Below are 849 nucleotides of genomic sequence, written 5' to 3'. Positions count from 1 at the left end.
AAGATGTACCTTGAAAACCGCATATACAATCTATATTGAAAACGTTAAAACGTTAGAGATAGGAAAAGACATCCGAGGCATCATGTGTGAGAGCATGTGATGTTATCAAACCAGAGAGATAATCGAAAGATTATTGAATCAATTGCTTTTAAAGCAGAGAACACAAAAGCCTGTCATCAACGCTATGATGGCAGCGGACCAAGAATACAGGTCAAGCATTAAGAGCGCAGGGTGGATGCCTTGGCACTGAGAGCCGATGAAGGACGTGATAAGCTGCGAAAAGCTTCGGGGAGGAGCAAATATCCATTGATCCGGAGATATCCGAATGGGGAAACCCACTTGAGCAAACCTCAAGTATCCATACGCCAATCCATAACGTATGGAAGGGAACCGGGGGAACTGAAACATCTAAGTACCCCGAGGAGAAGAAAGAAACCTCGATTTCCAAAGTAGCGGCGAGCGAAATGGAAAGAGCCCAAACCGTGGTGCGTGCACCGCGGGGTTGTGGACTGCATAAGGTACTCGAATCAATAGCCGAACAGTTTTGGGAAATCTGATCAGAGAGGGTGAAAATCCCGTAGGCGAAATTGATGAGAGGCTGGCAGGATCCAGAGTACCACGAGACACGGGAAACCTTGTGGGAAGCAGGAGGGACCACCCTCCAAGGCTAAATACTCCTCAGTGACCGATAGCGCATAGTACTGTGAAGGAAAGGTGAAAAGGACCCCGGGAGGGGAGTGAAAGAGAACCTGAAACCCTGTGTTTACAAGCTGTGGAAGTGCCTTATGTGCACAACCGCGTACTTTTTGTAGAACGGTCCGGCGAGTTACGTTTACTGGCAAGGTTAAG

The 849-nt window shown here is 47.8% G+C and carries 1 rRNA gene; it reads left to right on the top strand.

Annotated elements, in window-relative coordinates:
• Positions 1-209: 209 nt before the first annotated feature.
• A 23S ribosomal RNA gene (locus tag DW642_RS15720) occupies positions 210-849 on the top strand; the annotation flags it as partial.

This window comes from Blautia sp. AM23-13AC (genome assembly GCF_003435675.1).
GTDB classification, from domain to species: Bacteria; Bacillota; Clostridia; order Lachnospirales; family Lachnospiraceae; genus Fusicatenibacter; species Fusicatenibacter saccharivorans.
Note: the sequence above shows the minus strand (reverse complement) of the source record. Positions and strands in the feature narration are given on the sequence as shown.